We start from the raw sequence: 20850 nt of genomic DNA on the forward strand, positions 1-20850 counted from the left end.
CGATTCAAGCTGTCGATACGGTGACGCTCATGCTCGTGCGTGCCCTCACGCCGCGTTGACGCCGTGATGACGCCGCTCGGCCGCGCGCCACGTGGCGCCGCGGTTGCGGCCGGCCGCGATGGTGAATGTGAGCGGCGCGTATGACGAGGCTTGTTTTGCAGCGGCAAGCGCTCGCTCGGCGTCCTGCGCGCTCGCGACGAACGCGAAGCCGACCGGTCCCCACGATGTCTGTCCGATGCCCGCCTTCTGCCCGGCCGCGACGGCTTCGAGCGCGCGCGCGACGGCGGGGCTCGCGAATACGCCGCCTTGAACGGGCGCGAAGTATTCGCCGATGGTTTGCTGCAGGTCGCAGAGGGCGTCGGCGAAGGTGTCGAAGTCGTGTTCCGCGACGGCGGGCAGCACGCGCATCAACACGAGATGGCTCAGATGCGCGGCGAGCGTCGCGGGAAAGGGCGCAAGCGAGGCGAGGCCGCGCTTTTCCTCGTCGCCGTGCAGGCCTTCGCGCGAGGTATCGTCGATGAGAAGGACGCGCCATTCATCGGGAAACGGCTGTCTCGCGATGAGCGGCGGCAACGTTGTCGCGGACGCGTTGCGTGCGTCGCGCCCGCCGTCGACGAGCAGGCCGCCATGATCGAATCCGTGGATGCCGATGCCGGAGCGCGCGCCGCGCGCGAGCATGCGGGCGATGTCGGCGGTGGTGGCTTCGTGGCCGCGCACGCGGGCGAAAGCGGTGCCGAGCGCGAGCGCCAGTTGTGTGCCGGAACCCAGACCCGTGTGAGCGCGCGGTGCGTCGTGTAGTTCGATATCGACTGCAGGGCCGGGACCCAGCGCGGCTTCGAGCTTCGCGAGGTGCTGCTCGATGCGTTCGCGTTGGGCGTCGCTTACCGCGCCTTCGATGTTCGCGCGATGGCTCGCTCCCGGCGCGCGGCGCGCGGTGATGCGCGTGCCGTGCGTGTCGATGGCGAGGCCCATGCTGCCGAATACACGGCCGAGCGAGCCGTTCGGATCGATAAAGCCGAGATGCAGGCGTGCAGGCGATTCCACTGTGATCGCCGTGGGCGGCGACAAGCGTCCGGGGGAGGTCTGCATCGAAGTGGGCTTCCTGTTGGCGGATTTCCTTTGGGCCTTGGAGTTAGGCAAATCCTGTACCAGGAAGGGGTTTTGTTTCTTCGCTTTTGCTTGGGTTGGTCGTAGGAACTTGCTTTCGCGTTGGTTTATTAGCGTGCCGCCCCGCACAGGGGCAACGCTAATAGACCAACGCGAATTCAGGATTCAACGAACGAACAAACAAACGAGCAAGCAAGCCATCAAGCGTCGTACTTGATATACCGAAACCGCTGATCATCGGAAGGCGTGCCCTCGAGAGGACCATCTTCCTTCGCGGGTTGCCACTGCAAGACATCTTCGATCTTGGAAGCCAGCGCGAAGTCTTTATCGGTGATGCCTTTCGCCGAATGCGTCTTGAGCTTGACGACGACAAACGCATAAGACACCGTCAAGTCCGGATGATGCCAGGCGGCTTCGGCCAAATGCCCCACGGTATTGACCACCATGAGCGTGCCTTTCCAGCCTTCGGTTTTGATCTTGCGTCTGAGCCAGCCGTCTTCGAGATACCAGTGCTTGAGGGCGCCGGTCAGACGCTGCTGGACCTCTTCATCGGAATAGACTTTTTCTGTTTGAGCCATGGCGACGCCTCCGGAAAGATGAAAACACCAATCAAGTATGCGCCGCTCGAAGCAAGCTCACCATTTAAAACCCTTAAGCGAAAGCCCTAAGCGGAGCATGCTGCGACGCGTCATGTCACGCGCGCCGCTTAACCGTTCCTCAAGTGTTCCATCGCGCGCATTCTTTCGCGTATTTGACACAGTATGTGTCGCCATCCGACGTGGATTCGTCTGCACGCGACAGCAGTGCCCGCCAAATTCCCGATTTAAAGCAAATGCTCAAAACCGGCATGGAATATGCAAATGGCCTCTCTACGCAAGCGTCCGGCAATGCACCGGGCAAAGCGCAACTCGTTACCTGCATTTGAAGGCGCGCACGATGCAACCCGGTAGCGTGGTCATCCCTGGGTCGGAGGCATCACCATTCTGGAGGAGACATGAACTTACGCACCCTGGTTCTTGGACTGGCGGTGGTCGCGACAGCGGGCCTGAATTCTTACGTCGCTCAGGCCGACTCGCAGCTCGACAGCCTGATCAAGAATCCCTCGAACTGGGCGGCGCAAGCGGGCGATTATTCGAATCACCGCTATAGCACGCTCAAGCAAATCAACGAAAACAACGTCGGCAAGCTACAGGTTGCCTGGACCATGTCGACTGGTGTGCTGCGCGGCCATGAGGGTTCGCCGCTCGTCATCGGCGACACGATGTATATCCACTCGCCGTTTCCCAACAAGGTTATCGCCATCAACCTGAAGGATCAGACCTTCATCTGGCAATACCAGCCCAAGCAGGATCAGCAAGTCATCTCGGTGATGTGCTGCGACACGGTCAACCGCGGTCTCGCTTATGGCGACGGCAAGATCTTCCTCCAGCAAGCCGATACCAAACTCGTCGCGCTCGACGCTAAAACCGGCGACGTCGTATGGACCGCGCAGAACGGCGATCCGAAGAAGGGCGAAACCAACACCAACGCGCCGCACGTATTCGGCGACAAGGTGCTGACCGGCATCTCGGGCGGTGAGTTCGGCGTGCGCGGACGTCTCGTCGCATACAACATCAAGGACGGCAAGGAAGTCTGGAAGGCCTATAGCGTCGGCCCCGACAGCGAAATGCTGATGGACCCGCAAACGACGATGACCTGGGCGGACGGCAAGATGGTGCCGGTCGGCGCGGACTCGTCGCTCAAGAGCTGGCAGGGCGATCAGTGGAAGTACGGCGGCGGCACGACGTGGGGATGGTACGCATGGGATCCGAAGTTGAATCTCATCTACTACGGCACGGGCAACCCCGGAACATGGAACCCGACGCAACGTCCCGGCGACAACAAGTGGTCGATGACGATCTTCGCTCGCGATCTGAACACCGGCAAAGCGAAGTGGGCTTATCAGATGACGCCTCACGACGAGTGGGACTATGACGGCGTCAACGAGATGATCCTGTCGGACCTGAACATCGGCGGCAAGAAAGTGCCCGCGATCGTTCACTTCGACCGCAACGGCTTCGGCTACACGCTGAATCGCGAAACGGGCGAACTGCTCGTCGCGCAGAAGTACGACCCGGCGGTGAACTGGGCCGACAGCGTCGATCTGAAGAGCGGCCTGCCGATTCGTAACGCGAGCTACTCGACGCAAAAGGCCGGTCCCGATCACAACGTGAAGAACATCTGCCCCGCGGCGCTCGGCTCGAAGGATCAGCAGCCGGCAGCGTTCGATCCGGGTTCGAGCCTGTTCCTCGTGCCGACGAATCACGTCTGCATGGATTACGAGCCGTTCCAGGTCGATTACGTGTCGGGTCAGCCGTTCGTCGGCGCAACGCTCTCGATGTATCCGGGCCCGAACGAGAAGGGCGCGATGGGCAACTTCATCGCATGGGATGCGGCCAAGGGCAAGATCGTGTGGTCCAAGCCGGAGAAGTTCTCGGTGTGGTCGGGCGCGCTCGCCACGGCCGGCGGCGTGGTCTTCTACGGCACGCTCGAAGGCTACATCAAGGCAGTGCGCATCAAGGACGGCAAGGAGCTGTGGAAGTTCAAGACGCCGTCCGGGATTATCGGCAACGTGTTCACTTATCAATACCAGGGCAAGCAGTTCATCGGCGTGTATTCGGGCATTGGCGGCTGGGCCGGCATCGGCATGGCAGCGGGTCTCGAGAAGTCGACGGAAGGCCTGGGCGCGGTCGGTGGCTACAAGGACCTCGCTAAGTACACGGCCCTCGGCGGCACGCTTTTCGTGTTCGCGATTCCGGGTGGTTGATGCACATCGCAGTTCATGATTGATCTCGCAGCAAGGCGCGGCGGCTGCAATGGCCGCCGCGCCGCAAAACCCCCTAATAAAAGACATGTTCAAGGAGTCAGACGTATGAAAGGCCGATCACTCTTGCTGCTGTCGATGGCGCTCGCTGCGTCTTCCGCTTCATTTGCCCAGACGGCGCCGAGTTCGGGACAGATGAAGCCGGTCGCGTATAAGGTCGTCGACGGCAACAAGGTAGACAGCGACACGCTGCAAGGCTGGAAGACATGGCGCGCGCTTGCGTGCGAACGTTGTCACGGGGCGAAGCAGGAAGGTATGGTCGGCCCGTCGCTGATCGACGCTTTCAAGTCGCTGGACAAGAACGAATTTCATCGCACTGTGTTTGGCGGACGCGTGGACAAGGGCATGCCCGATTTCAGCACGAGCCAGATGATGCAGAAGAACTGGGAGAACCTCTATGCCTATCTCAAGGGGCGCTCCGACGGCAAGATCAATCCCGGCGACTTGCAGGCGATCGATGCAAAATAAGGACGTCGTGTGCCCGATGGCCGGGCTGACGTCCGATGATTGCTTTCATACCCGGAGGTGTGTCGATGTCTGATCGTCATGTAAGCCGCGCCGCTTCGTTTCGATTCGCAGTTGCACTGTGCGCGGCGCTCGCAACGTTCTCGGCGCAACAGGCCGTAGCGCAAGGTGCGGCCGCGCCGCCGCCCAACCTGCCCAACAACGATGGCGCGGACGGCGTGCTGCGCGTATGCGCGGACCCCAACAACATGCCGCTCTCGAACCAGAAGGGCGAGGGCTTCGAGAACAAGATCGCGAACCAGATGGCGAGCGATTTCGGCTACAAGATCGAATACACGTACTGGCCGCAACGCATGGGCTTCGTGCGTAATACCTTGCGCGATAAAGTCCCGCAGACCGAACGCTTCAAGTGCGATCTGATTATCGGCGTGCCCAAAGGTTATGAACTCACCGCGACCACGCGGCCATATCTGCATTCCACCTACGCGATGGTGTTCCCGAACAAGCCCGAATACGCGAGCATCAAGACGCCTTCGGACCTGATGAGCCTGCCGCCCGATCAGTTGAAGAAGATGAAGCTCGGCATCTTCGTGAAGAGTCCGGCAGTGGACTGGCTGCTCAGTCATGACCTGATCAATCAGGCGGTTTCATATCAAGGACAGAGCGGCGATCCGGAAGCGTTTCCGGGCGCGATGATCGAGCAGGATCTGGTCAAGGGCAACGTCGATGCGGCTTTCGTATGGGGGCCGATCGCGGGCTATTTCGTCAATCGCTCAGACAACAAGGTTCGCCTCGTGCCGTTCCCGGCCGGGCAGCCGATCCGCTTCGACTATGAAATCTCGATGGGCGTGCGCTATGGCGAGAAGGCGTGGCGCGACAAGGTCGATAACTGGATCGCATCGAATCAGCCGAAGATCGACGAGATACTGACCAGCTATCAGGTTCCGTTGCTGCCGTTGCAGCCGGTGGCCGCGCAATGAAGCGAATGAACGGGGTTTCGCTTCGCGCGTGGACATTGGCTTGCGCAGGCTTCGCGATGTCGCTGGCTGCAACGAGTTCGCTTGCCGCCGACGCGCCCGCGGCTTCCGCGCCCGGCGTTCAGATCGCGCCTGCCGAGAATCTGCTGTTCATGCAGCCGCACCTGAAGGGCGTCGAGCCGCAGACCGAACTTGACTACGCGGTGGATTATTCCGGGCCGCCGTCGAAAGTGAACGACACTGTGCGCGTGCTCGTTGTGAGTCCGGGCAACGCCAAGAACGACGCGCGTGTGACGGATCGCACCGGCAGCGTCAACGTGCCGGGCGGGCTGCCGTGCAATCCGGTGATCATCTATTTTCTCGAACACGATATCGCCGAGATGGAACAGCTCACGGGCGGCCAGCGGCGCTATTTCCAGCAGCGCGTGCGCATGGCGCTCGCAGCGGGGCCGGCGATCACGCCGGTGTCCAGCGAGTCGCTCGGTCTCGGCAAGCATGCGAACGCACAACAGATCGTCATTCAGCCTTATTTGAACGATCCCAACGCGGAGCGGTTCGGCAAGTATCTGGGCAAGCGCTATACGTTCGTCGTGGCCGACGACGTGCCCGGACGTCTGCTCATGATTCGCACCGAAGTGCCCGGCGAAGGCAACGATTTTGCGCATCCGATGATGAAGGAAACCGTGGCCTTTCAAGGCGCGCTCAAGAACCTGAGTCCGCCTGGCGGCGCGCCGGTCAAGTCATCCAATGCACCCCGGGCCAGCCGATGAGGGCGCGTTTGCCTTAGCTTGAGCATCTTGTGCGAGGCACCCGACGCCGTGAACTTCATCCGTTCCCTGACGCTGCGCCAGTTGCAGATCTTCGTGATCGCGAGCCGCTGTCCGAGCTTTGCGCGCGCCGCCGAGGAACTGCATCTCACGCAGCCCGCGGTATCGATGCAAATCCGTCAGCTGGAAGAAGCCATCGGTCTGCCGTTGTTCGAACGGGTTGCGCGCCGTCTTGCGCTCACTGAAGCCGGCGAACGGCTATCGCATCATGCGAGTCGGATTCTCGGCGAGATCAAGGATGCCGAAGACGCGATGATGTCGCTCACGCAAGCCGACAGCGGCTCGATTGCGGTGAGCATCGTCAGTTCGGCAACGTACTTCGCACCGAAGCTGCTCGCGCTCTACTCGCAGCAGTATCCGAAAGTCGATGTGCATTTTTCCGTGGGCAATCGCGAGACGCTTTTGCGCCTGTTGCAGGACAACGCGACCGATCTCGCGATCATGGGGCGTCCGCCGCCTGAACTCGGCACAACGGCAGAGCCGCTCGCCTATCACCCGCATGTGATCGTCGCGCCGTTGTCGCATCCGCTGCGTCATGCGCACGGCTTCGACTTGCAGGAACTGGCGGGCGATACCTTTCTGCTGCGCGAGCCCGGCTCCGGCACGCGTATGGTCGCTGAACACGTCTTTCGCCAGAACCTCTTCGTGCCCGCGCGCAGCGTCACGCTTGGCAGCAACGAGACCATCAAGCAAGCCGTGATGGCGGGCATGGGCGTGAGCCTCATCTCGTTGCATACGCTCGGGCTTGAATTGCGTACCGGCGAGATCGCCGTGCTCGAAGTGAACGGCACGCCTGTCGAACGCACATGGCAACTCGTGCATGCGCGCTCGAAGCAGCTTTCGCCGACCTGTCTCGCGTTTCGACGCTTCCTGCTCGAACACGCCGAGCCGTTTCTCGAACGTGAATTCGCACCGTTCGGCCTGCGCCGGCCCAGACGGCTCGCCGAAGCGGACGGCACGCGATGAATCTCGCAGCAGCATGGCGGCGGATTGCGTTCGTCATACTGATTGCATCTGCAACTATCGCGCGCGCGGAAAACGCGCTGACGGTTCAGCAGATCGCGCCGGGCAACTATGCGCATCGCGGCCACGACGATGTCGCGACACCCGCGAATGGCGGCGATATCGCGAATGTCGGCTTTATCGTGGGGACGCGCTGCGTGGCCGTGATCGACACAGGCGGCACGCTGGCGGAAGGCCGCGCCTTGCGCACCGCAATACGCGCGGTCACGCCGTTGCCGGTGTGTTATGTCATCAACACGCACATGCATCCGGATCATATCTTCGGCAATGCGGCGTTCAAGGACGATCATCCGCAGTTCGTCGGCAGCGTGAGGCTCGCGCAGGCGGAAGCGGCGCGCGCCGACAACTATATGCGCGCGCTGAATCGCGAACTCGGTGCGGCCGCGAAAGGCAGCGAAATCATCCCGCCGACGCGCACCATCGACGGAATCGGCACGCTCGATCTCGGCGGCCGGACGCTTACGTTGCGCACCTGGAAAACGGCGCATACGAACAACGATTTAACGGTATACGATGAGAAGAGCGCCACGTTGTGGACCGGCGATCTGCTTTTTGTCGGCTGTATTCCGGTCGTGGATGGCAGCGTCGTCGGCTGGCTCGACGATATCGCGCGCATTCGACAGATGAATCCGCGTCATGTCGTGCCGGGACACGGTCCGCTCGATCCGCCGTGGCCGCAATCGCTCGACGCAGAAGCGCGTTATCTCGCCGATCTGGCGCGCGACGTGCGTGCGGCAATCAAGAAGGGCGAGACGATTCAGCAGGCCGTCGACAGCATCGGCGTGGATGACGGGCAGAAATGGCTTCTCTTCGACATCTATCACCGTCGCAACGTGACGGCCGCGTATGCGGAACTGGAGTGGGAGCAGTAGCGCCGAGGCGCACTGGAGGGACATCATGAACACAGCATGGTCCAACATTCGCGGGATGGCGCTCGCGAGCCTCTTGGCCACGGCGCTCGCGCCCTATGTTGCGCAAGCGGCGCAGCCCGACGACGACCCGGCCAAAAATCCGCGCTGGCTCGACTTCAAGGAAGGCACGTTCAAGGGACGCACGATCGATCCGCACGGCGATGCGGTCATCAAGCTCGATGCACCCGCGCGCGCCGCCGACGCCTCCGTCGTGCCCATCGCGATCAATGCGCAGTTTCCGCAAAGCAGCGCGCATTACATCAAGAAGGTTTATCTCTTCATCGACGAGAATCCCGAGCCTTATGCAGGCTCGTTCGAGTTCTCGCCGGAGTCGGGACTTGCGACCATCGAGACACGCGTGCGGGTGGAGGACTACACCTTCATGCGCGTGGTTGCGGAAACGAACGACGGACACCTGTATAGCGCGATTCGTTTCGTGAAGGCATCGGGCGGCTGCTCCGCGCCCGCCGACAAGGACGAAGACGCGGCCGAGCGTTCGGCCGGGCAAGTGCGCCTGCAAACGGACGGTCAGGCAGTAAGCGGCAAGCCCGAACTCGCGCAGGTGATGGTGCGCCACCCGAACCGCACCGGCATGGCGATGAATCAGGTCACGCGCAATTATGCGACCGCCTACTTCATCCGCAAGATCGAAGTGACTTACGCCGACAAGCCGGTGATGATCGCGAACGTCAACTTTTCGATCAGCGAGAACCCGAACTTCCGCTTCTACTTCGTCCCGAGCGGCAGCGGTGAACTGAAGGCGCATATCGAGGACACGAAGAACAAGCGCTTCGATGGCGCGGTGGCGGTCGACGCGCGGCCCGGCGCGCAGACATCGGCGATGAAATGACGCGGGGCTGCCTGCGAGCACTCCTGTGCGTGCTGCTTCTCGCGGCCAGCGGTTTCGCCCACGCCGTGTTGAGCGGCATGCCCGCACCGGTCGCGATCGCGCCGGGCGTGTATGCGTTGATCGGCGACAACGACGCGGTCGCGCCTGCGAATCACGGCATCGTGGCGAACAACGGCTTTATCGTCGGGACGGATGGCGTGACGGTGATTGATACTGGCTCGTCATACCGCTATGGCCGCGCGATGATCGAAGCGATCCGCAAGGTGACGCCGTTGCCGGTGAAGCTCGTCATCATCACGCATCAGGCGCCCGAGTTCGTGTTCGGCGCGGCCGCGTTCCGCGATGAAGGCGTGCCGATTCTTGCGCACGCGCGCGCAGCGCAATTGATTCGCGAACGCTGTTCGATCTGTCTCGCGAATCTGCGCAAGACGCTCGGCGAAGATGAGATGGCGGGCTCGCGCGTGACCGTGCCTGATCAGACCATCAACGGCACCACGGAAATCGAAAGCGGCGGGCGCAAGCTGCAACTGTTGCATTTCGGACCGGCAAGCACGCCGGGCGATCTTGCCATTCTCGACACGCAGACCGGTGTGCTCTTCGCGGGCGGACTTGTCTCGAACGGACGCATTCCCGAGTTGCGCAACGAGCAGATTTCCGGCTGGCTTGCCGCGCTGGAGAACCTGCGCGCGCTCGATCTCAAGACCGTGGTGCCCGGCTTCGGCGCGCCCTTGCGCGGCGAGGACATCATGCAGACGGGCGTCTATCTGCGCGAACTCGATGCATCGGTGAAGCGTGCGTACAAGAACGGCCTCGGACTGACCGAAGCGATGCATACGGTACAGGTGCCCGCGTTCACGAACTACAAGATCTATTCGATCGCGCAGCCGCAGAACGTGCAGCGCATCTATCTGCAACTGGAAAAGCAGTGACTTGACGCCGTACAACCAACAGGAGACACGACGATGGCCCATCTCATAGCGCTCTACAAGAACCCGACCGACACGAAGGCATTCGACGATTACTACGCATCCACTCATGCGCCGCTCGCGAAGACCCTGCCGGGGCTGCGAAGCTATGAGATCAGTGCGGGGCCGGTGGCCGTCGCATCGGGCGATTCACCCTATCATCTCGTTGCGCTGCTGAAGTTCGATTCGCTCGAAGCGATCAAGACCGCGCTCGGCTCGCCCGAAGGCCAGAAGACGGCAGCCGATCTCGCTAACTTCGCGCAGGCAGGCGTCGAGTTGCTGATGTTCGATACCAAGCAAGCCTGAACGCCATCTACGCCTTCGAGGACGCACGCGCGTCTTCGAAGCGCCTCGTCATTCTTCAGTCGATGTCCCGCTCCCGGCAAGACCCGCATCCCCGTATGGAGATACCGCGCGGTTTTGTATCTATCGATATATAATCTGTTTTGTATCGAACGATATAAAACATCGGTATTCCGATTCGATGGAGCGAGATCATGGCGCGACCGCGCAATTTCGACGAGGACAGCGTGCTCGATGCTGTTGCCGACGCGTTCTGGACACACGGCTACGACGGCGTGTCCACGCGCGACCTCGTGCAGTACACGGGCTTGACGCAACCGAGCCTCTATAACGCTTTCGGCGACAAACGCGCGCTGTTTTTGCGCGCGCTCGATCACTATCTCGAACACACGTTGCGCGAGCGCATTCAACGGCTCGAATCGTCGCTGACGCCGTCCCGCGCTATCACCGCGTTCTTCCGCGAGGTTATCGAACGCTCGCTGTCCGACGAGCATCGGCGCGGCTGCATGCTGGTGAACGCGGCGCTCGGCGTGTCGCACGAGGACGAAGCGTTTCGCGAACTCATCGCGGAAGAGATGTCGCTGATGCGTGCGTTCTTCGAACGTTGCATGAAGGCGGGCCTGAAGAGCGGCGACATCGAACGCGTCATGTCCGCCGATGCCGCCGCGACCAGTCTGCTGGCCGTGCTTCTCGGCGTGCGCGTGCTCGCGCGCGTCGATCCCAAACCTGCGTTGCTGAGCGGCGCAGTCGCCCCGACGCTCGCCATGCTGAAGCTGCCGCCATTGGGCTCGTTTGCGGGCAAGCGCTAAGCCTCGATCCTCACAATCCGTTATCCGGCCGCGTGCAATTGCACCCGGCCGCATGGAGTCGTTTTTATGTCAGATCAAACGATATCGGCCGTGCGCGCCGATCAACCTTCTTCACTCGATGCGCGCGCGCTGTTCGCGATACTGGCGGGCTTCTGCGCGAGCCTGGTCGCGATCGGACTCGCGCGCTTCGCTTATACGCCGCTGATTCCGCCGCTGATCGAGGCGCACTGGTTCACGTCGTCGCAGGCAGTGACGCTCGGCGCCGCCAATTTCGCGGGCTATTTCGCGGGCGCGGTTTTTGGCCGCGCGATTGCGAACATGCTCACGAACCGCCACGCGCTGCGTCTTTTGATGGCGATCGTGACGGCCGCGTTCTTCGGCTGCGCGTTTCCGTTATCGATCACATGGTTCTTTGCGTGGCGCTTTTTGTCGGGGCTGTCGGGCGGCGCGATCATGGTGCTCGTCGCGACGACGATCCTGCCTCACATGCCGCCCGCACGGCGCGGCTTTGCAAGCGGCATGATTTTCGTCGGGCTGGGCTTCGGCATTGCGGCATCAGGTACGTTGATTCCGAAGCTGCTGCATTACGGCTTGCACGATACGTGGATCGGTCTCGGCGTGTTCTCGCTCGTCCTGACCGCGCTCGCGTGGTTCGGCTGGCCCGCTGCGAATCCGCCGGCAGTCACGGTGTCATCCGCAACGACGCATGCAAGCCAGCTTGGCGGCGCGCGTCTGCGATTGCTGTACGCGCAGTATGCGGCGAATGCGCTCGGCCTCGTGCCTGTGATGATTCTGCTCGTCGATTGCATCGCGCGAGGCTATGGGCGCGGCGCCGATGTGGGCGCGAGTTACTGGGTGCTGTATGGCATCGCGGCGGTCTTCGGGCCGCTCATTTGCGGCAATGCGGGCGATCGCATCGGCTTCGGCATGGCCTATCGTTTCGTGCTTCTGTTGCAGGCGTGCGCGGCGGTGTTGCTGGCGTTGTCGGCGAATGCCTATGCGATCGGCGTGGCGACCGTCGCGCTCGGTGTTTCAACGACGGGTATCGTGCCGCTCGCGCTCGGTCGCGTGCACGAACTCCTGCCGCACGATCACACGGAGCAGCGCGCGGCGTGGAGCCGGGCGACATCGGCGTTTGCATTGTGTCAGGCGCTTGCGGGTTATGGCTATTCGTTCCTGTTCTCGCATACGCATAACAACTACGCGCTGATTTTCGCGTGCGGGGCGTTTGCGTTGGCGATGGCGTTCATGGCGGATCTTGTTGTGAATCGCAAGGGTAGAGCGTACATGGTTAGCTAGCCCTCTCGCGTTGCAATCGCACATGAAGCCGGCGATAACCTTAGCAACGCCCTTGCGCTGGAATGGCCATCATCCGGCATGGCGGTACCTCTTCATCGACTCGGCGGGGCGGTTCATGCTGAAACAGCGAATGTGAAATCGCGACCACCGCAGGCTCCGGCAACACCCTTGGCGCGCTCAATTGTCAATAACCCGACGCTTCGCGTTTGGCTTGGGCGCTAACTACGTTCGCAATAGCAGTGCCAGTAAGCACCACGCTGTCTAGCGTCGACTTTTGGAACATATACTTAGAAATAGTTGGAAAAGTGATAAATGGGCTTAGGAAAAGGACGAAAAACAAATGGAAGTTATAGGATAACTAACTGAATCTAAATAGGTCGAGCCGAAGCGGGATAAATTCTTGCCTCCATGCAGGGCTTTTGTAAGCCAAAATAAACCTACATTGGCCCCATTCTGGATACGCCGACGCTTGCAGGAACAGTAGGCTGCGTCTCTGAACAGGGTTGTTTTAATGTGGTCGTTGCGCAAACGGCTTGAGTCTTTCCTCGATTCACCAGCTTAAAAACATAATCTATGAACAACAAGAAGCACCTGATTGCTGTCCTGTCTGCGGTCTCATTTTTGTCCGGTTGTGCCGGCACCGACTTCGTGCGGCCGGAAGCGGGACAACTGCAAGTGGGAAGATCGACTGCGACGGATTTGGAGTCGAAAATGGGCAAGCCCTATCAGAACGGCGAGCTCACAAAAAATGGCCAGATCGTCAAGCTCAAGAAATACGCTTATGCCAGCACGAGTGGCGAAGCGGTGAAAAGCGGGGTTACACCAGCTCGTGCGATGAACTTCGCCTTGTTCAACGATACGCTAGTCGGAGACGAGTTCATCAGTTCATTCAAGTCGGACTCCACTGACTTCGATGAGTCGAAGGTGAGTTCGATCGTCAAAGGCAAAACGACGCGACATGAAGTGATTTCGACGTTTGGAAACCCGGGCGGCCACGCTGTCTATCCGCTGATCAAGAACAAGGGGGACGATGCGCTGATCTATAGCTACACGCAGGTTTCCGGTTCGGCGTTCAGCCTTAAGATCTACAGCAAGCAGCTTATCGTGGCGTTCAACGACAAGGGTCTGGTAAGCGACGTCGAGTTCACGTCGAGCGGCGATAAATAAATTTAGCGTGATAGCGCCGTGCTCCCGGTGCAATTTCCGTCAGACGGGCTTCTCTGGCCCGTCTGCGTAACCTAAAAGTCGTCAGGGACACTCGGAGACGGTAAGGGGTATGCAGGCGCACGAATAGATTCAATCCCTTCGTCTGTCAAAGACTTGATGCATCCAGGATGCCCCGTTCGTTTCACGCTCACTTCGTCAGCGCATGCACGCAGTGTGGCCCGATACGGTTGTGATCGGCCACCTACTCAGCGCCCCCAGAAGACGAATCCCCCGCCTCATCCTCCGGATCACTCACATCCAGATCTTCGCGCCGATGGTTGATCACAAGAAACACGCTCATCAACACGATAAACGCGACGACGAGCATCGCCGCATTCAGCAGTACGCGCTCATAGCCGAGTTCGCTGACATTGATGAACGGATAAGGATAAAAGTCGGACAGTCTCCCGCGCCATAACGTGATGCAAAGATAAGACAGCGGATAGACGAGCCAGAGCGCACATCGTCGCCATGACAGATGAAAGCGCGGCACGAACAAAAACCAGTACAAGGCCGCGAGCGCAGGCACCACCGTATGCAGCGACTCGTTGACGAGCGCGCGATAGCCCGACGGCGTCCACAAATAGCGCAGCAACCCGTTATACGCGATCCCGACGAACACGATATACACGACCACCGCCGTCACGACGGTCGGCCTGCGAAAGAATCGCGCGAGCGGGAAGGGCGCGCGCGTCGCGACGCACGTGAAGCACAGCGCGGTCAGCAGCACCGTGAGATTCGTCAGATAACTGGTCATCCGCGCAAGGCCGTCGAACACGGTGAAACCGCGATTGACCAGCCGCGCGATGGTGATATCGGTCTGCGCGGCGAACGCGAGCCACGCGATCATCGCGATGGCGGCCGCAACCGCAAGCGACGCCGTGCTCGGCGCGTGTAGCGGCAACCCGGATTCTTGCCGCGACGATCGGGAAGATTCATTCGACATCACGCCATTCTACGGGCGCGGCGATCCGGCCCCGCCAAGGCCAGCGCGCCCGCACAGCGCCCGCGCCGCACTCACACGCCGCGTGCGAAGCAGTGAGTTTCATTTTCCGTATCGCGAAATTGGGATTCGTCTCGTGTTCGTCTTATCTCGTAAACCCAAGAATACGTCCCCAGAGCAGTACCACCTTGGATCAAACAGGCGACGCGGACGGATAAACGGAAAGCCCTCGAACGAAGGCTTTCGTGGTGACCTGAGTTCACCTCCCGCCGGCGAAGCATTACCGCTTTTCGGGAGCATTCGTGGAAATCAGCAAGATCGCAGTGTGTGGCTTGGGTTATGTGGGTCTTCCCGTGGCAGTGGCATTCGCCCGCCGTTTCGATGTGGTCGGCTTCGATGTCGATCGTCGCCGTATCGACACGCTGCGTAGCGGCGAAGACTGGACCGGCGAAATCGAGCGCGACGTGCTGAATGCATCGACGTTGCGCTACACCGACAACGCGTCGGATCTCTCCGAGTGCAATTTCTTCGTGGTGGCCGTGCCTACGCCCGTCGATGAAAAATGCACGCCCGACTTCTCGCTCCTCGTGAGCGCGTGCAAGACGATCGGCCCCGTGTTGCGTCCGGGCAGCATCGTGGTATTTGAATCCACCGTGCATCCGGGCGCCACAGAAGAAATCTGCGGACCGGAACTCGAGAAGGCGTCGGGTCTGCGCGCGGGTATCGACTTCAAGCTCGGTTATAGCCCCGAGCGTATCAATCCGGGCGATCGCGAGCATCCGCTCGAAAAGATCGTGAAGATCGTATCCGGACAGGACGATGAAAGCGCGGACATCATTGCCGATGTGTACGGAAAGATCATCGATGCGGGTGTGCATCGCGCGTCGTCGATCAAGGTAGCGGAAGCGGCCAAGGTGCTGGAGAACACGCAGCGCGACATCAACATCGCGCTGATGAACGAGATGTCGAAGATCTGCGATCTGGTCGGCATTTCGACTTCGGAAGTGCTCAAGGCAGCCGGCACCAAGTGGAACTTTCTGCGCTTCTCGCCGGGTCTCGTCGGCGGGCACTGCATCGGCGTCGATCCGTACTATCTGACCTCGAAGGCGCAGGAACTCGGCTATCAGCCGGAAGTGATTCTCGCCGGCCGGCGCATCAACGACGGCATGGCGGCACACGTCGCGTCGAAGCTGGTGCAGATGCTCGCGCGCAAGCACCGTCTCGGGCGTTCCACGCGTGTGGGCATCCTCGGCATGACCTTCAAGGAAGACGTGCCCGACATTCGCAATTCGAAAGTGGTCGATCTGTATCACGCGCTCGGCGACTACGGCATCGAGCCGATCGCCTTCGATCCGATGGCGGATAAAAGCCAGATGGAGCACGAGTACGGCATCACGCTGGCCGACCGGTCCGAGTTGTCCAATCTCGACGTCGTGATTCTCGCGGTGCCGCATCGCGTGATCCTGAAGACGTTCTGGAACGACCTTCCGCTCATGATCGCCGACGGCGGCATGGTCTGCGATCTGCGCTCCGCGCTCGACAGGTCACGCCTGCCGTCGCTCATCGGCTACTGGGCACTGTAAGCCGTTTTTGCAGCAAAAACGATCAGCGGGGAGCATCGCATGTCAGCGTCAAAGTTGTTGGTCAGTCCGGTCGGGACGTGTCGCATTCATACGCCGTTGCGCAAGGGTGCGGCGCGCCTGCCGGTGAAACTCTCGAACGCGCGCAACTACGGTTTCGTGCACACCAGTGCCGAAGCGCTGCAGCAGTTGCGCTTCATGTTCGGCCAGCAGTCGATTCCCGCTGACGTGCAGACGCTCGTGTGCCGCCCCGGCGTTTCGCTCGACGCGTATGCGAAGCCGCACGTCGCGGCGGATCTGTATATCGTCGAGCTGTCGTCGCGCAAGTTGCTGACCGTCGACGGCTATCCGATCCAGTGCAACTACATGGGCCGCCATTTCAGCGACTTCTTCGCCGATCGCGCGCGCTCGCGAAAATTCTGGGCGATGGCGAACATCGACATGATGGCCGAGCGGCGTGCGTGGCTCGAAGAAGAGCCCGTGTTCAAGCGTCTTTCGCCGGGCGATCAGAATCTGCTGGCGCGCATTCTGAGGCGCGATCAACCGGATGACGAGATCGAACGCGAGTTGCGCGAGATCGCGGTGCTGGTCGGCCCCGAGCGCGTCGTGTTCGTCACGCATGTCGATGCAACGACGCCGGACAACGTGCTGATCGAATCGCGGCATCGTCTCATCGAAAGCGTGCGTGCCAGCGCGCAACGCATTGGCGTGCCGTGTTACGACCCGACCGCGCTGATGCTCGAATTCGGTCAGGTCAACGCGCTGGAGAACGGCGGGCTCGATCTCACGCATTTCACCGATGCCTTCGCGGAAAGCCTCGTTTCGGACTGGTATCGGAGCTTCATCGCGCCGCGCGTGTTCTCTAAGGGAATCCGCGAGGATATCGGGCGGGCCACGAGCCGCGACGTGCCGGTGGATGATGCACACAGCATCGCGACAGCATGGGAGGCCGGTCAACTGTGCACGGCCTCGAAGCGCGTGCGTGCGGTGCTGCGCGCCAGTCACGGAAGCGCGGATCATCGCGCCCTGCTTGCGCGCATGCAATGGGCGCTGGGCGACTACGAAGGCGCGATCGGCCTGCTGGATACCGAGCGTCAGGACAGCGGCCCGAACGAACGACTCGATCTGTTGCTCATGCGCTGTCACTTCGAGCTGGGCCAGTTCGAGCCGGCCCGGAAGCTCGCGACCGCGATGCTCGCCGATGAAATCGAGACCGAAGAACTGCTGCGCGTCAGCGCCGTATCGGCCACGAAGCTCGGCGACAGACACATGGCGCTGGCGAACTGGAAGCGTTTGTTCCGCGTGTCGCAAGATGGCGCGGAGGCCGCCACCGCCGTGCTCGATCTGCTCGATGCATCGGCCGATCGCGAAGGCGCCGAAGAATGGGCGCGGGAAGTGTTGATCAAGTTGCCGTCTCACGACGCGAGCTTCGCGTGGTTGTGGAATCGCGCAACAGGAATGAACGATCACACCGGTCTCATGCGTCTGGCGGAAGCGCCGGTCAGCCTGAGTTCCGCTGCCACGCTCGAACTGGCGCGGAGTGCGGCTGCGCGCGGCTTTGCGGTTCCTGCGGCCATGTTGTCCAGCGCGCAGCGTTTGTCGCGCAGCGACGATCCGGAGGCGGTCGACTGGATCGCCCGTCAGGCGGAGCAATGGCTGCGCGAAGGGAACGCCGCGCTGCACGCCGACGGTCTGCCGGCGGCGGCTTCCAGGATTCAGGCAGGCTGGCTGCTCGATCCGATGAGCGACGACGCCATTCGCGCCCGGCGCGCGCTCGAACGGCGCATGCTTCTGGACGCGCGCTCGGCCTTCGTGGCGGGCGATCATGCGACCGTGATCGCGTTGTCCAATCTCGCACTCGATACGCGCACGTCGTTCCCTTATCTCGACGGCCTGCGCGGCCGCACAGCCGATGCGCTCGGCGATACGCACGCGGCGCTCGAGCATCTGAGGCGTGCCGCGCGCGCGGCCGATGCGCCGGTATCGATCCGCATGTTGCTCGCGCGCGTCGCGGTGCGTGCCGAGCGTTATTTCGAAGCCATTGAAGCCTTGTCGCAGATTGCGGCCGACCCGCAGGCCGATCAAACCGCACGTGACGATGCCGTGAGCCAGATCACGATGCTCAAAGGGCGCTCCATCCGCGCCGCGCGCGACATGCTCGCGCGAAACGAGTACGAGGCGGCGTGGGCGCTGCTGGATCTCGTCGGCGAGGCGGGTTCCGTCAGCACGGAGATCGCGCCGGAGAAGAAGCGGGTCATCGCCGCGCTGCGTGCGCGCCTGCGTGCGCTCGATTTGTCCGGCAACGAAGAGCGCGTGGCCGTCGCGGCCACCATCCTCCGTCTGGTTCCCGACGACGCGGTCGGCCTGAAGGCTGCGGCTTCTGCATGCATGCGTCTGCATCGCTTCGCCGATGCGTTGCCTCACTGGCGTGCGCTTCGTGAGCAATCCGAAGACGTCGAACAGATCGACGCGAACATCCAGAAATGTCTGCTGTGGATCGACCGGGCAGAGCGCCACGCGTCGGCATCGGCGCACGTCGCGGTGGCAGTCTGATGAGCCGCGCGAGAACACGGCCTCGCCTGCGCCGCACGAGCGAGCAGACGCAGACGCAGACGCAAACGCAAACGCAAACGCAAACGCAAACGCAAACGCGAGACAAGATCGGCGAAGACGAACTGCAGCGCGTGCGTGCGGAACTGGCGCAATGCGCGGCGCGGGCGTCGGCGGGGGAATGCGCGCAAAGCGCCCTGGCGAGCGCACGGGAGATCGCGCGTGGGCACGACGGCGACGTCGAAGTGCGATACACGCTGCTGACGCTGGAAGAAATGGCCGTACCCGCTGCGGTGACGCTGGACCGGTGGTCCGCGTTGCTCGCCGAGGCGCCCGGTCATGCGGCCATTTTGCGCGGCTACGTGTTGCGTCTGCTCAAGGAGAGCAAATGCGACGAAGCGCGTGTGGTCGTCGACCAGCATGCGCCCGAAACGCTCGACGAGGTCCGCCAGGGTCAGACGCGCGCGGAACTGCTTGCCGACCTGCGGGCGCATGATGCCTCGGACGACTTGTTTCGGCGTCTGATCGAACGGCACGACCGGCGCGATACGCGGGTTGCTTTCGCCAAGCGCCTCAAGAAGCGCGGATTGCTGGCGCAGGCGAACGCGATGCTGGCGCCGGTTGCGGCTTCGTTCCCGCCGGACAGCAAGGCCGCGCAGCTGGCAGCCACGCTGGCGAACGATTACGCGTTCTACCGTCGCTTCGAAAGCGAGTCCGGTCTCGCCGATCAGGATGTCCGGATCGTCGCGATGAAGTACGCCATTCTGTCGTTTCGCGACCGCGTGTTGCCGCAGCCGGAGCCGCGTCGTCCGAAGTCGATTGCGTTGCTCACCGGCAGCCTCGGCCCGGGCGGCGCGGAACGCCAGTTGACGCGTCTCGCGTGTCATTTGCAGAAGGCGGCCACGACCGCATGTGCGGACGACGATGCAGCGCGCCCGGTGGGCCGCGTCGAGGTGATCGTCAAGCAACATGCGATGCACGCGGCCCCGCAAAAAGGCCAGCGGCTCGACTTCTTCCTGAGCACGCTCAAGGATGCGGGCGTTGCCGTCACGCAAATCAATGCGCTGCCGGTGGTCGCCGCGAGCGAGCAGAGCATCGCGGACGCCGATCTTCTGCGCATGCTGCAAAACCTGCCCGCGACGGTTCACTACGGCGTGACGCGAATCGCGCCGCTCTTTCGGGAGCGCCGCTTCGATGTCGTCAGTCTGTGGCAGGACGGCACCTGTCTGTTCGGCGCGCTGGCGGCGCTGCTGGCAGGCGTACCCGTGATCCATCTGGTGTTTCGCGGTTTGCCGCCGAACATCCGGCGCGAACGTCATCGGCCCGAATACGCGGCGCTTTTCAACGCGCTCGCGATGGTGCCCGGCGTCTATTTCGTCTGCAACAGCCGCACCGGCGCGCAGGCGTATGCGGAGTGGCTCGGCCTGCCGCTGGAGCGGTTTCGGGTGCTCTACAACGGCGTGCCGGAACTCGACGTCCATGGCGATGAAAGCGACATCCGGCGCTGGGAAGCGTTCGCGCACAAGACGGCCGACGCGACCGAGACCATCGGCGGCGTGTTCCGCCTCGAACCGGACAAACGTCCGCTGTCGTGGATCAGGCTTGCCGCCGAGTATCTGAAGAAGCGCCCGCGCGCGCGTTTCTTCATCGTCGGTGACGGGCGTCTGCAACAAGACGCGATCGATCTCGCGAACGAACTCGGTATCGCGGATCGGCTGCTGTTCGCCGGGCTGTCGTCGCATGTCGGCTTCTGGTACTCGAAGATGGACGCGAAGGTCATGTTGTCGCGCTTCGAAGGCTTGCCCAACGTGCTGATCGAAGCGCAGATGCTTGGCGTGGCAACGTTGTCGACGCCTGCGGGCGGCGCGGCCGAATGTTTCGTCGATGGCGTGACGGGACATCTGCTCGAATGCGCCGAGCAACCCGATCTGCAGTCCGCGTGCGAGCACCTGGCGCTGCTGGTCGATCGCTGCCGCGCGGAAGCATCGACGCGTCAGCACGCCCGCGATCGCGCACGCCTGTTGTTCTCGGTGAACGCGATGACCAGCACGTTCAACGAATTGTGTTTCCCGGACATGGACGCCGCTGCGTCCAGCCGCCCGGGCGATGTCCGCGAGCGCCCGCGCGTCGTTTGAGCGCGCATGGCAGCACACGCAAATCTCTTAACGGTCA

Annotated in this window: 18 protein-coding genes; 15 read left to right on the top strand and 3 right to left on the bottom strand. The window is 61.9% G+C overall.

The window, feature by feature from the left end; genetic code table 11:
* Positions 1-45: 45 nt before the first annotated feature.
* Both BRPE64_RS14835 and BRPE64_RS14840 read right to left on the bottom strand, forming a co-directional pair.
* On the bottom strand, positions 46-1089 hold the full coding sequence (locus BRPE64_RS14835) for a beta-ribofuranosylaminobenzene 5'-phosphate synthase family protein (protein WP_044042246.1): 1044 nt from the start codon (positions 1087-1089) through the stop codon (positions 46-48).
* Positions 1090-1307: 218 nt separating this feature from the next.
* On the bottom strand, positions 1308-1685 hold the full coding sequence (locus BRPE64_RS14840; RefSeq protein WP_016354255.1) for a 4a-hydroxytetrahydrobiopterin dehydratase: 378 nt from the start codon (positions 1683-1685) through the stop codon (positions 1308-1310).
* A 416-nt stretch (positions 1686-2101) separates the two neighbouring features.
* Between BRPE64_RS14840 and BRPE64_RS14845 the strand changes: the two genes are divergently transcribed.
* From BRPE64_RS14845 to BRPE64_RS14900, 12 genes are all read left to right on the top strand, one after another.
* The gene (locus BRPE64_RS14845) at positions 2102-3913 is read left to right on the top strand and encodes a methanol/ethanol family PQQ-dependent dehydrogenase (protein WP_044042247.1); all 1812 of its coding nucleotides are present in this window, start codon (positions 2102-2104) and stop codon (positions 3911-3913) included.
* A gap of 105 nt (positions 3914-4018) precedes the next feature.
* Positions 4019-4438, top strand: coding sequence for a c-type cytochrome (locus BRPE64_RS14850; RefSeq protein WP_044042248.1), 420 nt, complete (start codon positions 4019-4021; stop codon positions 4436-4438).
* 65 nt (positions 4439-4503) lie between these two features.
* Complete coding sequence (locus BRPE64_RS14855) at positions 4504-5415, top strand: substrate-binding domain-containing protein (RefSeq protein ID WP_044042249.1); 912 nt, start codon at positions 4504-4506, stop codon at positions 5413-5415.
* A complete protein-coding gene (locus tag BRPE64_RS14860) occupies positions 5412-6182 on the top strand; it encodes a hypothetical protein (RefSeq protein WP_016354259.1) in 771 nt (256 codons plus the stop codon). The genes BRPE64_RS14855 and BRPE64_RS14860 overlap by 4 nt, the downstream gene beginning before the upstream one ends.
* 48 nt (positions 6183-6230) lie before the next feature.
* Positions 6231-7205 carry a LysR family transcriptional regulator gene (locus BRPE64_RS14865; protein WP_044042651.1) on the top strand — a complete coding sequence of 325 codons (975 nt, stop codon included), beginning with the start codon at positions 6231-6233 and terminating at the stop codon, positions 7203-7205.
* Entirely contained in the window at positions 7202-8134 is a 933-nt protein-coding gene (locus tag BRPE64_RS14870) for a quinoprotein relay system zinc metallohydrolase 2 (protein ID WP_016354261.1), read from the top strand. The genes BRPE64_RS14865 and BRPE64_RS14870 overlap by 4 nt, the downstream gene beginning before the upstream one ends.
* Positions 8135-8159: 25 nt before the next feature.
* Positions 8160-9023 (top strand): quinoprotein dehydrogenase-associated SoxYZ-like carrier, encoded by an 864-nt coding sequence (locus BRPE64_RS14875; protein ID WP_044042250.1) that lies wholly within the window; start codon positions 8160-8162, stop codon positions 9021-9023.
* Positions 9020-9952: an MBL fold metallo-hydrolase gene (locus BRPE64_RS14880; RefSeq protein ID WP_051180436.1), complete on the top strand. Its 933-nt coding sequence runs from the start codon at positions 9020-9022 to the stop codon at positions 9950-9952. Before BRPE64_RS14875 ends, BRPE64_RS14880 begins: the two co-directional genes overlap by 4 nt.
* A gap of 33 nt (positions 9953-9985) precedes the next feature.
* Positions 9986-10294, top strand: a complete 309-nt coding sequence (locus tag BRPE64_RS14885) for an EthD family reductase (protein ID WP_016354264.1) — start codon at positions 9986-9988, stop codon at positions 10292-10294.
* A 191-nt stretch (positions 10295-10485) separates the two neighbouring features.
* Positions 10486-11100 carry a TetR/AcrR family transcriptional regulator gene (locus tag BRPE64_RS14890; protein ID WP_016354265.1) on the top strand — a complete coding sequence of 205 codons (615 nt, stop codon included), beginning with the start codon at positions 10486-10488 and terminating at the stop codon, positions 11098-11100.
* 66 nt (positions 11101-11166) lie between these two features.
* Complete coding sequence (locus BRPE64_RS14895) at positions 11167-12399, top strand: YbfB/YjiJ family MFS transporter (RefSeq protein ID WP_016354266.1); 1233 nt, start codon at positions 11167-11169, stop codon at positions 12397-12399.
* Positions 12400-12972: 573 nt separating this feature from the next.
* On the top strand, positions 12973-13566 hold the full coding sequence (locus BRPE64_RS14900; RefSeq protein WP_044042253.1) for a hypothetical protein: 594 nt from the start codon (positions 12973-12975) through the stop codon (positions 13564-13566).
* A gap of 241 nt (positions 13567-13807) precedes the next feature.
* Here the strand turns inward: BRPE64_RS14900 and BRPE64_RS14905 are convergent, their stop codons facing one another.
* Entirely contained in the window at positions 13808-14551 is a 744-nt protein-coding gene (locus BRPE64_RS14905; protein ID WP_044042254.1) for a Pr6Pr family membrane protein, read from the bottom strand.
* A 320-nt stretch (positions 14552-14871) separates the two neighbouring features.
* Here BRPE64_RS14905 and BRPE64_RS14910 point away from each other — a divergent pair, with 320 nt between their 5' ends.
* Genes BRPE64_RS14910 through BRPE64_RS14920 form a run of 3 tightly spaced genes read left to right on the top strand, consistent with a single transcriptional unit; the run spans position 14872 to position 20813 of the window.
* Complete coding sequence (locus BRPE64_RS14910; protein WP_044042652.1) at positions 14872-16131, top strand: nucleotide sugar dehydrogenase; 1260 nt, start codon at positions 14872-14874, stop codon at positions 16129-16131.
* 39 nt (positions 16132-16170) lie between these two features.
* Positions 16171-18681, top strand: a complete 2511-nt coding sequence (locus tag BRPE64_RS14915; protein WP_044042256.1) for a tetratricopeptide repeat protein — start codon at positions 16171-16173, stop codon at positions 18679-18681.
* Positions 18681-20813: a glycosyltransferase gene (locus BRPE64_RS14920; protein ID WP_016354272.1), complete on the top strand. Its 2133-nt coding sequence runs from the start codon at positions 18681-18683 to the stop codon at positions 20811-20813. Before BRPE64_RS14915 ends, BRPE64_RS14920 begins: the two co-directional genes overlap by 1 nt.
* Positions 20814-20850 lie beyond the last annotated feature (37 nt).

Source organism: Caballeronia insecticola (genome assembly GCF_000402035.1).
GTDB lineage: Bacteria > Pseudomonadota > Gammaproteobacteria > Burkholderiales > Burkholderiaceae > Caballeronia > Caballeronia insecticola.

What these genes read in the sequence shown, in the direction of transcription:
- BRPE64_RS14905 (WP_044042254.1), bottom strand. Translation starts at nt 14,551, where the DNA reads ATGTCGAATGAATCTTCCCGATCGTCGCGGCAAGAATCCGGGTTGCCG.
- BRPE64_RS14870 (WP_016354261.1), top strand. Translation starts at nt 7,202, where the DNA reads ATGAATCTCGCAGCAGCATGGCGGCGGATTGCGTTCGTCATACTGATT.
- BRPE64_RS14835 (WP_044042246.1), bottom strand. Translation starts at nt 1,089, where the DNA reads ATGCAGACCTCCCCCGGACGCTTGTCGCCGCCCACGGCGATCACAGTG.
- BRPE64_RS14885 (WP_016354264.1), top strand. Translation starts at nt 9,986, where the DNA reads ATGGCCCATCTCATAGCGCTCTACAAGAACCCGACCGACACGAAGGCA.
- BRPE64_RS14920 (WP_016354272.1), top strand. Translation starts at nt 18,681, where the DNA reads ATGAGCCGCGCGAGAACACGGCCTCGCCTGCGCCGCACGAGCGAGCAG.
- BRPE64_RS14900 (WP_044042253.1), top strand. Translation starts at nt 12,973, where the DNA reads ATGAACAACAAGAAGCACCTGATTGCTGTCCTGTCTGCGGTCTCATTT.
- BRPE64_RS14855 (WP_044042249.1), top strand. Translation starts at nt 4,504, where the DNA reads ATGTCTGATCGTCATGTAAGCCGCGCCGCTTCGTTTCGATTCGCAGTT.
- BRPE64_RS14860 (WP_016354259.1), top strand. Translation starts at nt 5,412, where the DNA reads ATGAAGCGAATGAACGGGGTTTCGCTTCGCGCGTGGACATTGGCTTGC.
- BRPE64_RS14890 (WP_016354265.1), top strand. Translation starts at nt 10,486, where the DNA reads ATGGCGCGACCGCGCAATTTCGACGAGGACAGCGTGCTCGATGCTGTT.
- BRPE64_RS14845 (WP_044042247.1), top strand. Translation starts at nt 2,102, where the DNA reads ATGAACTTACGCACCCTGGTTCTTGGACTGGCGGTGGTCGCGACAGCG.
- BRPE64_RS14840 (WP_016354255.1), bottom strand. Translation starts at nt 1,685, where the DNA reads ATGGCTCAAACAGAAAAAGTCTATTCCGATGAAGAGGTCCAGCAGCGT.
- BRPE64_RS14915 (WP_044042256.1), top strand. Translation starts at nt 16,171, where the DNA reads ATGTCAGCGTCAAAGTTGTTGGTCAGTCCGGTCGGGACGTGTCGCATT.
- BRPE64_RS14880 (WP_051180436.1), top strand. Translation starts at nt 9,020, where the DNA reads ATGACGCGGGGCTGCCTGCGAGCACTCCTGTGCGTGCTGCTTCTCGCG.
- BRPE64_RS14895 (WP_016354266.1), top strand. Translation starts at nt 11,167, where the DNA reads ATGTCAGATCAAACGATATCGGCCGTGCGCGCCGATCAACCTTCTTCA.
- BRPE64_RS14875 (WP_044042250.1), top strand. Translation starts at nt 8,160, where the DNA reads ATGAACACAGCATGGTCCAACATTCGCGGGATGGCGCTCGCGAGCCTC.
- BRPE64_RS14850 (WP_044042248.1), top strand. Translation starts at nt 4,019, where the DNA reads ATGAAAGGCCGATCACTCTTGCTGCTGTCGATGGCGCTCGCTGCGTCT.